We start from the raw sequence: 9296 nt of genomic DNA, 5'->3' as shown, positions 1-9296 counted from the left end.
CCAAGGGGCTCGCCGGCGACGAGATGATCGACCGGCTGTCGCTCGTCGTCGATGGCGTGGACGGGCGCACGCACTATGTCGAGACCGCCGATGCGGCAAAGCTCGAAGACATCCAGCGCGGCCATATCGTAGCGCTTGATCCGATCCCGCCGAAGGAGGAGCCGCGCGCCGCCGACCGCAACATCGGCGTCGCAGCCGGCGAGGACGGCGTCTATCGGCCGAGCAGACACCTGGAGGCGATCCGCGAGGCATTTTTGGAGCAGGGCAAGGACCCGGATGCCTTCGTCCGTTTCCATGTCCGCCGTCTCGAAGCGCTGCGGCGGGCCGGCCATGTCGAGCGCATCGACGACGACCACTGGCGCATTCCGGAAAACTTGCCCGAGCGCGGCATCGCCTATGATGCCCGCAGCCGCGGCAGGGACTTCTCCGTCCGCGTGTTGTCGACGTTCGATCTTGATGCACAGGTCGGCAGCGACGGCGCCACCTGGCTGGACCGGGAGCTGGCGGCCAAAAGCCCGGTGCCGTTGGTCCGGTCAGGCTTTGGTCTCGACGTCGATAACGCTCTCGACAGGCGGGCTGCCCAGCTCGTCAGGATGGGCCATGCCGAACGCGATGCGGGGAGCGGGACCTTCACCTTCTCGCGCGACCTTGTTGCCACGCTGGAACTCCAGGAGGTCACGCGCGTCGGCAAGGAAATGGCCGCTGCACGCGGCCTCACCTTCGTGCCCGTCCAGCCCGGCAACCATGTCGGCGGCACGCTCCTTGGCTCGGTCCGCCTTGCCAGCGGGCGTTTTGCCATGCTGGACGATGGTCTCGGGTTTCAACTGGTGCCATGGCAGCCGATGCTGGACAAGCGCATCGGCAAGAACATCAGCGGGCTCGTGCAAAACAGCGGCGGCATCGACTGGAGCTTCGGCAGAAAGCGCGGCGTTGGGATCGGGATGTGAGATGGGTCTGGACAACGCAGCAAATGAACTGTGACTTCCTCAACGAGTGACAGCGCTAGTTCAGGCCTCGCGCGATGAGCCGTGTCTGACCGCATGTAGACGATAGGAGCGAACGCGGGTCACTCAGGGCTTTGGCGAGCTTTGATAAGTCTCACTCCAGGTCCGCTACCGTTCTCGAGCATGAATTCTGTTCCGGCATCGGTCAATGCCTTGAGAATTTTCGCTGCGGTTCCAGGGCGCCCCCCGAGTGGGCCGTCTTCGGCCTCCAGACGAGCTATGGTTGGCTCAGACACCGAAGAGTGGCGTGCCAGGTCCGCCTGGGACCACCCAAGCAAGGCGCGCGCCGCTTTGATTTGGCGCGTACTAACCGTCTGCCGCAGTTTTGATAGATTTTCTATTGACATTCGGCGCGCCCAATTGATATTTTTTCTATCAATGCCTGATCTCGTAGCGTGCGTATCAACCAGCGCCGCGGGACGGAATTGGCCGCGGCAGGCGTTGGTGCACTTTAGCCCCAACACTGCTCTAGCGTGCAAAAAATAGCTGGACAGGATGTCCGCACATCCCATCCAGCTGACCACAACCGAAGCTTCTGAGGAGCTCGGATCATGGGTGATTCCGAGAATACCACGACTCTGCCTTTCGTCACTCGCCGACAAGTGCTTGCCGGAACCATCGCGGCTACCACAGCGTGGCAACTCGAAGGTAACGCGTCCGCAGGCGACGCCGGAAGGACGAATGCGCCTTCTGACCCAGCGCTGGCGCTTTGGCGGGAATGGGAGAAAACCCACAAGCTGACCGAGCGGCTTTGCCGCAAGCAGCAGCGCCTGGAGACGAGGCTTGTCTCGAACGTCGGCTTTCCTTGCGCAACCGTGTGCCTGCCTGAGGGTGAGGATGTGATGGTCCACTCGATCGAGGCGCTCAATGAAGTGCTCGGCAAGCGCCCGGACACAGCGGATCTCCGGGAAAAGGCCGAAGCTGACCTCGCAGCGCATAAGGCACGCTGGGACACGGCTGCGGAGGAGGGCGGCTATGCTGCGGCCCTTCGAGCTGAGCGCGAGGCTGCCAACCGGGCGCAGGATCTGATGCAAGCGCTCTCAACGACGCCTGCCACGACTGTCGCCGGCGTCGCGGGTAAGCTCGATGCCGTGTTGCGCGAGGGTGAGGCCTGGGTGGAATGCTCCGTGTTTCCCTGGCCGCAAATCCGTTCGGCGCTCAGCGATCTGGTACGGATCGCCCAGCAGACGACGGACGACAAACCGCCCGCACCTGGCGGGCTGGCACCCGTCTCCGCGAGAAACGGCTTAAGAGCCGGTTGGCCTCGTAACGGCGGCTTGCTTGACTGAGATACGCGGCTGATCTCTTCCGGTCGAGTGGCTGCGCGGAAATAAGCCACCCATTTCATGACTTACGTCGTGGCAGGCCATTTTGTTTTGGGACGCAATTCTCGGGGAGCGGCTGTCTTTTGCAGAAGTGGGGATCGGTGAAATCCAACTCTTCGACTGAGCCGGTGATCAAGCCCCAACTGCGCTGCCGATCGATCGGGACTTCATAAAAGTCGTCGCCACCATGCTTGAAAGCCTCATCCTCCAGCGCGACGGCTACGCCCATTTCCCGGAGATATTGCTTCTTCTCCAGGTGAGCATTGGCTAGAACCTTGGCAACCCTCTTGGCGGATTTTATTTGAGTGAAGGTCCTGTCGCCATTTGAGTACAGGACGGCTTGTCCCTTGTGGACCGCGATAAAGTTGCGGTCGCTGTTGAGCCTTTTGACGCCACCAGCAAGGAACAAGGGGCAGGCAGACAGGCAGTTGGCTTCTTCGAATCGACCCTGGCCGTCAATCTCTGGCATCGTGCGACAGACCGAGGCTTTGTCTTTGCAAACTACGGGTGAAGTCCCAATAGCGATTGTCAGCTTGTTCTTTCTGGCGATCCTGCCGAGTTCCTGGGCGGACTGACGGTCACCACCGTTCGATGCCAAGACGATGGGCAGGTGAACTGCGCCGAGGCTCTTCAGCAGCTTGCGCAAAGCCGATGGGGACGAGGTTTCAATCGAACCTGCAGCGTAGATCCACGCAGGGCAGGTTGGTTCACATGCGGGGTCCGAGTTCCGGATCACCTGGAAGGTCATGACAGTATCCGGGGCCCATGCCAGTGCCGGCATCGTCGGCAGTGCTGCAAAAAAGGCCACAGTCAAGAGCACACGACGGCAGAGAGATCGAAAGAAAAGCAAAGCCGCCCCCCGGAAGCATTGTTAGAGAGCAATGAGGTGACGCTGCACGATGGTTTTGTCAACTCGGCCGATTCATCCGTCGCTCGCGCGCCGTCTTTCCGAGCCAAAGGAAGCTGTGATTGCGGCGGCATATATGCCGGCGCTGACATTCGTGTCGCCCGCCTCGACCCGTTGCAGGGTCGAGCGCGAGGTAAAGGCGCGCTCGCCACCAGCGCCATTGGGAGCCGCCGCCGGGCATCGTGGATATTCGCTCCCAGCCTGCGCAGGGCGCGTCTGACCGCGGCCGGAGGATTTGTTGGGAGTGGGCATTTGACATCTTTGCACTACAGATTACGCCTTAAGACTCTTGAGATGGACATTCTCGCAAACGGCTACCGATCCGCGCGTTGTCGATCCTCCGCAGAGCGCAGGCTGCGGCCAGGGGCCACCATTCCGGATACGTCGGCCGCCTCCTTCACCTTGCGCTCCCGCTCCTGCGGCGGCACCCCAGTGATCTTCAGTGCGAAGCCCCCTATTCTCGGCCACGCTCATATGCGGATAGGCCGCATAGGACTGGAACACCATGGCCAGCCCACGCGCGGACGGGTCGATGTCGTTGGCGCGCACCGTCGATCATGAGGTCGCCTGCGCTGATCCTTTCCAGCCCGGCGATCGGCGCGGCAGCGTGGACTTCCCTCAACCGGACGGGTCGACGAAGACGATGAATTCGCGGTCCTCGACGTCGAGGTCGATACCCCTGATGATCTCGGCGGCTCCATAGGATTTGCGCGCGCCGCGCAGCTTGAGCTCAGCCTTGGCTTGCCTCCCTGGCGCCGGTTGTCGTCTCCTCGTTCTGCACCATCGCCAGCGCCGTGCCGGGCTCGCCCTCCCATAGGATCAGGCTCGCCGCGCCGACCAGGCCCGCCTGGTCGCCAAGTTCGGCCGGAACGATCGGCACGTCGCGATAGGCTTGCATGGCGCGGTGCTCGACGGTCGCCCTGATGGTCGGTGCCAGGAGGTCGAAGCCGTTGGAAAGGCCGCCGCCCATGACGATCAGGTCGGGCGAGTAGAGATGCAGGAGGTTGGTGAAGCCGATGCCCAGCCACCGCGCCTCGGCCTCGACCAGTGGGCGAGCCGCCGCATCACCCGCCCGCGCGGCCTCGACGACGTGTCGCGCCGAGACGTCGCCATTGTTGGACAGCCGCCGGAGCAGCGAGCCGTCGCCCGGCGCGGTCAGCCGTGTCGCCCGGCGTCCGAGCGCCGTACCGGAGGCGACCGCCTCGAAGCAGCCGACGGCGCCGCAGAAGCAGCGGTCGCCTTCGCCGGTGATGGTCATGTGGCCGATCTCGGCCGCCAGCCCGCGCCTGCCGTGATAGATGTGGCCGTCGGCGATGACGCCGCCGCCAATGCCGGTCGACACGGTCACGAATACCAGCGATCCGGTGCCGCGGCCGGCGCCGAAGCGCCATTCGCCGAGGGCCGCCGCATTGGCGTCGTTCTCCAGCCGCACCGGCAGGCCGAACTGCCGGCTGAGGATGTCGATCAGCGGCACATTGTGCCAGCCGGCCAGTGTCGGCGGCCCGATGACGATGCCCGCCTTGGGGTCGAGCGGGCCGGGCGCACACATTCCGATACCGGTGACTTTCGCTTGTGGGTGCTCCTTGAGCAACATGTCCGCCAGCGTGATGATTTGGCCGATCACCGCCTCCGATCCTGCGACGGCAAGCGTCGGCGCCGAGACGCGGGCGACGACGTCGCCACCGCGCTCGACCAGCGCGCCGCGCAGCTCCGTGCCGCCGAGATCGAAGGCAAGCGCAAGCGTGCTCATCAGGCGGCTGCTTTCAGCCCGTGCAGCCAGGCGATGCGTTGCGCAAGGTCAGGGTCACCGAAGGCGAGCGAGCCCAGCACCACGGTGTCGGCGCCGGCGGCGCGCAGCAGCGGCACCGTCTCATGGCGGATGCCGCCATCGGCGGCGAGCACGATGTCGGCCTCGCGGCCCGCTTTCCGGATCAGCGCGCGCGCCTCGATGAGACGCGGGCAGGCCTGCTCGGACAGGCTCTGGCCCTTGACGCCGATCAAGGTGCCGAGAAGCGTGACGAACGCGACCTCGGGCAGGAAAGGCACGATTGCCGCGACCGGCGTCTCCAGCCTGAGCACGACGCCGGCCTCGGCGCCGAGCTCATGCGCCAGCTTGACGGCGCGCAAGCCCGCCTCGCCATTCTCGGCATGGATGGTGATGAGGTCGGCGCCGGCCTCGATGAACTGCCGCGTCTGCGCCTCGACGATTTCGGCCTCGACCATCAGATGCACATGGATCGGCTTCGCCGTCAGCTTGGCGATGCGCGCCACCAGATCCGGGAAGAACAGCAAGCCGGGGGTGAAGCGGGCGTCGGCGACGTCGACGTGATGCAGATCGGCATGGGCCTCGATGCGCTTCAGGTCGCGCTCCATATTGGCGAGATCGGCCGACCACAGCGAGAATTCGCCGAGCAGCCGGTTGCGCGGCAGAGCGGCTATCGCGGCGGGGCCTGAGAGAGATTTGCTGGTCATGACGGAATGAAGCTCCGGACGTTCGAGTGGGCGTGAAGGAAGGCCGAGATCTCGGCGTGTAATTCGGTGAAATGCCTGGCGCTGTCGAGCGCCTTGGGGGTGATCTCGGCGAAGATCGCATTGGGGATGACTGCGGCGAGCGTATAGGCGGCCGACAGCGGGTGGACCGCGTCGCTGGCGTTGCCAATGGCCAGCGTCGGGATGCGCAGGGCGGCGGCGTCGCGCTCGGAAATCCCGGGCCTGTCGGCGGCGATGTTGGCGAGCACCTGCGCAAAGGCGTGGGCGTCCGGCCGGTCGAAATAGCCGAACAGCGAGGACAGGTTGTCGGGCGCCTCGCGGTAAAGCCGCGTCGCCGTCTCGGATTGCGCGAAGATACTCCGCGCGCTCTCGGCGCCACGGTCGAGGATGAGTTCGGCGACCTCGGTTATAGGCTGCATGTTCACCGGTGCTGCCGTGAACTTCCACGCCGGCCGCACCAGCACCACCGCGGCGACGCGGTCGGGATGGCGGCAGGCGAGGCGGAGCGCGATCGCGGCACCCATCGAGACGCCGCCGGCAACGAAGCGGTCGAGGCCGGCCTGGTCGGCGGCCGCGAGCACATCGTCGGCGAACATCTCGAACGAAAATGGCCGGCGCTCGCCAAGGCCGGAGCCGCCATGGCCGCGGCATTCGAGCGTGATGCGACGAAAGCCTGTGGGGAAGGTCTGCGCAACCTGCGCCTCGCCGCCACCCAGCCCGTGCTGAAAGACGACCGCCAGCCCGTCGCCCGTATCGGAAACCCGAAGCGCGGCGCCATCGCGGAGCAGGATCGTCGGGCGCGCCATCACAGCAGCCCCTTGAGGAAACGGGCGACGCCGGGCGCTTCCCCGGCCGAAAGCCCATGTGTCACCAACGGCCCGTCGAAACCTGTCGCCTTCAGCCGGGCGATGAAGTCGGCGAAGTCGACGACGCCTTGCCCGGCGGTGGCAAAGCGGCCGTCGGCGAAACGGTCCTTGGCATGGGCCATGGCGACATGGCTTGCCGTGCGCTCGACTGCAGCCGCAACCATGGCGCGCGCCTGCGCGGTATCCGCCTGTTCGAACAGGTTTGCCGGATCGAGCACGATGCGCAGCCGCTTCGAACCCATCTCGGCGATGAGCCGCATCGCGTCAGGGGCGGAGGTGACGATGTTGGCCTGTTCGGGCTCGATCCCAAGATCGACACCGTGACGCTCGGCGAGTTCGAGCGCCTTTTCCATCTCGACCGCCATGTAGGTCCATGCCGAGGGATCGGCATTGTCAGGATGGTGCGCCCATTGGTCGTCACGATTGCGCGTTCCGGTGCAGAGCGTGACGAGCGGCGTGGAAAGCCTTGCGGCGGCTTCGATCACCACCGCCAGCCGACGCAAGCCATCGTCGCGTACCTGCTTGTCCGGATGCGCCATGTTGTAGGTGCCGGACAGCGCCACGAGACCGACGCCGGAGCTGTCGACTGCGGCATCGATTGCCCGGATCGCCGCTGCGGGAACATCATCCGGCATCGACGGCAGGCCGGCGCATGCGAGATTGAATTGGGTGACCGCAAAACCCGCGTCATGGACCGACGCCAGCACGCCGGCCGGCTCGCTGCCCGGGAAGGTCTTGGCGAACACCCCGATCTGCATCAGACCGCTCCCGTCACGCTGGCAATCTCGACGCGTTCGCCGCTCTCGACCGAGCGCGCGATCGCCACCATGGCGCGGATCGAGGCGAGCCCGTCGTCGACATTGGCGCCGCGCATCGGCTTGCCGTCGAGCACCGTCTCAGCGAGGCTTTCGAGCTGGCGGCGGAAGAAATGGCCGTCAGCGCCGAGCGGCTTTCGCGAGGTGGCGTCCTTCTCGTGAAAAATGTCGACTTCACTCGCCCGGAAGTACCAGGGATTGAAGGTCTTCGCGATCACCGAGCCGTTCTCGCCATAGAGCTGAAAACCCTCGTGCCAGTCCATGCGCACGGCGACGGTGAGGTCGAGATGGCCGAGCGCGCCATTGGCGAACTCGGTCTCGACGAACCAGCAATAGGCGCCGAATTTCTCGTTGAGGCGGGCGCGCACGGCGGTGATCTCGCCGCACAGGAAGCGCGCCGTATCGACGAGGTGCGAGCCATGCGCCAGCATGAAATACTGTCTGGGATCCGCCTTCGGGTTGCCGGCCGGCTTGCGCGCCAGCTTGCTGGTGACGGGCAGCGGCTGCACCGCGTCGGTGTTGGTGTAGCGATGGGTTGAGTCACAGTACCAGGCCTTCAGCGCCAGGATCTCGCCCATCTCTTCGCGCACGAAATCGCGCGCTGCCTCGAGCGCCGGATCGAAGCGCTTCATATGCCCGACCTGCAGCACCTTGCCGGAACGCCTGACCGCATCGGCCAGCTTTTCACCTTCCTCGACCGAGACGCCGATCGGCTTTTCGCATAGCACGTGCTTGCCGGCTTCCAGCGCCTTGATCGACATCGGCACGTGATAGGCGTCCGAGGTGGCGACGATCACCGCTTCCAGCGCAGGGTCGGCGAGCATCGCGTCATAGTCGCCATACATCTTCTGCGGTTCGTAGGTCGCGCCCATACGCGCGAGCAGATCGGGTGCTGCGTCGCAGATCGCATAGAGATCGGCATTGCTCGCCTTCACGCAGGACGCCAGATGCGCGAACTGCGCGATCGGCCCGCAGCCGAGCACACCGACACGAAGGCGACGGTCTTTCTTGCGGATCATCGTCTCAGGCTCCGTAGCCGCGCATGGTCTGGCGGTTGGTCTTGACCGCGCCGGCCGGATCGGCGGCGGCGGTCTCGGACTCTTCCTCCACCACCAGCCAGCCATTGAAGTTGGGTGCCGCACTGGCGATCTCGATCACCTTCGCGGTGTCGCAGACGCCCTTGCCGAGCATCGCCCAGGTGCCGCTCGCATCGACATCCTTCAGGTGCACGTAGCAGATGCGATCGCGATAGGTGGTGAGCGTGTCGGCCATGTCCTTGTGGCCGCGCAGGATGTGGCCGGTGTCCGGCACCCAGCCGACCAGCGAGGCATCGAGCAGCCCGAAGATACGGTCGCAATCGGGGCGGTCGTAGAGCAGCGTGTTGTGGTGCGAGCTCGGATGCACCGCGACCTGGACGCCGGCCCTGCGGCCGAGTTCACCAGCCTTGTTGTAGACCTCGGCCGCAATGGCGAACTTGTCGTCGCGCGGACCGTCCGACACGACGGTGGCCGAGCCCATGGACACCATCGCGCCCGGAAAGGCGGCGGCGAAATCGATCCAGCGCTTGGCGGTCTCGAGGTCGGCGCCGATCTTCTCCTTGAGTGTGAAGCCGCTGTCCGAACCGAACGCGAAGGAGACCAGCGTCAGGCCGGATGTCTTCAGCGCCGCAGCGAACTCCGCCGGCTTGCCGGCATAGCGGCCGATCATCGTGTCGGTGATCTCGATGCCGGCATAGCCGCCATCGGCGATCGCTTTGAGCAGGTCGTCGGGGCCGCCGGCAAAACGGTCTCCGAGCATTTCCCAGGTGAAGGTCTGGCAGCCGACTTTGAGGTCTTTCACGTTCATCCTTTCATTCCTTGATTCCACCTACATAGGCCCTTCGATGATGT

General features: G+C 65.0%; 10 protein-coding genes and 1 pseudogene. 2 read left to right on the top strand and 9 right to left on the bottom strand.

Features of this window, described 5'->3' with window-relative positions:
- A partial coding sequence (locus NKI47_RS03555) for a DUF3363 domain-containing protein (protein ID WP_352587502.1) occupies window positions 1–947 on the top strand: 947 nt, incomplete at its 5' end.
- 119 nt (window positions 948–1066) lie between these two features.
- Here NKI47_RS03555 and NKI47_RS03550 read toward each other — a convergent pair.
- Complete coding sequence (locus NKI47_RS03550; RefSeq protein ID WP_352587499.1) at window positions 1067–1351, bottom strand: helix-turn-helix transcriptional regulator; 285 nt, start codon at window positions 1349–1351, stop codon at window positions 1067–1069.
- 204 nt (window positions 1352–1555) lie between these two features.
- Between NKI47_RS03550 and NKI47_RS03545 the strand changes: the two genes are divergently transcribed.
- The gene (locus NKI47_RS03545; RefSeq protein ID WP_352587496.1) at window positions 1556–2293 is read left to right on the top strand and encodes a hypothetical protein; all 738 of its coding nucleotides are present in this window, start codon (window positions 1556–1558) and stop codon (window positions 2291–2293) included.
- Between the two features lie 55 nt (window positions 2294–2348).
- On the opposite strand, the gene NKI47_RS03540 is transcribed toward NKI47_RS03545, so the two are convergent.
- The 8 genes and pseudogenes from NKI47_RS03540 to NKI47_RS03505 form a co-directional block, all read right to left on the bottom strand.
- Window positions 2349–3077 (bottom strand): hypothetical protein, encoded by a 729-nt coding sequence (locus NKI47_RS03540; RefSeq protein ID WP_352501421.1) that lies wholly within the window; start codon window positions 3075–3077, stop codon window positions 2349–2351.
- A 539-nt stretch (window positions 3078–3616) separates the two neighbouring features.
- Window positions 3617–3959: pseudogene (locus tag NKI47_RS03535) on the bottom strand (ATP-binding cassette domain-containing protein); the annotation flags it as partial.
- 7 nt (window positions 3960–3966) lie between these two features.
- Window positions 3967–4986, bottom strand: a complete 1020-nt coding sequence (locus tag NKI47_RS03530) for an ROK family protein (RefSeq protein ID WP_352587493.1) — start codon at window positions 4984–4986, stop codon at window positions 3967–3969.
- Window positions 4986–5708, bottom strand: coding sequence for a ribulose-phosphate 3-epimerase (locus NKI47_RS03525; protein ID WP_352587490.1), 723 nt, complete (start codon window positions 5706–5708; stop codon window positions 4986–4988). Before NKI47_RS03525 ends, NKI47_RS03530 begins: the two co-directional genes overlap by 1 nt.
- Window positions 5705–6532, bottom strand: coding sequence for an alpha/beta fold hydrolase (locus NKI47_RS03520; protein ID WP_352587487.1), 828 nt, complete (start codon window positions 6530–6532; stop codon window positions 5705–5707). The genes NKI47_RS03525 and NKI47_RS03520 overlap by 4 nt, the downstream gene beginning before the upstream one ends.
- Window positions 6532–7350: a sugar phosphate isomerase/epimerase family protein gene (locus NKI47_RS03515; protein WP_352587484.1), complete on the bottom strand. Its 819-nt coding sequence runs from the start codon at window positions 7348–7350 to the stop codon at window positions 6532–6534. The genes NKI47_RS03520 and NKI47_RS03515 overlap by 1 nt, the downstream gene beginning before the upstream one ends.
- Window positions 7350–8426 carry a Gfo/Idh/MocA family protein gene (locus NKI47_RS03510; RefSeq protein ID WP_352587481.1) on the bottom strand — a complete coding sequence of 359 codons (1077 nt, stop codon included), beginning with the start codon at window positions 8424–8426 and terminating at the stop codon, window positions 7350–7352. The genes NKI47_RS03515 and NKI47_RS03510 overlap by 1 nt, the downstream gene beginning before the upstream one ends.
- Window positions 8427–8430: 4 nt before the next feature.
- The gene (locus tag NKI47_RS03505; protein WP_352587478.1) at window positions 8431–9252 is read right to left on the bottom strand and encodes a sugar phosphate isomerase/epimerase family protein; all 822 of its coding nucleotides are present in this window, start codon (window positions 9250–9252) and stop codon (window positions 8431–8433) included.
- Window positions 9253–9296: the final 44 nt, after the last annotated feature.

The sequence above is a fragment of the Mesorhizobium sp. M0633 genome (assembly GCF_040320645.1).
In the GTDB taxonomy this organism is placed as follows: domain Bacteria; phylum Pseudomonadota; class Alphaproteobacteria; order Rhizobiales; family Rhizobiaceae; genus Mesorhizobium.
Note: the sequence above shows the minus strand (reverse complement) of the source record. Positions and strands in the feature narration are given on the sequence as shown.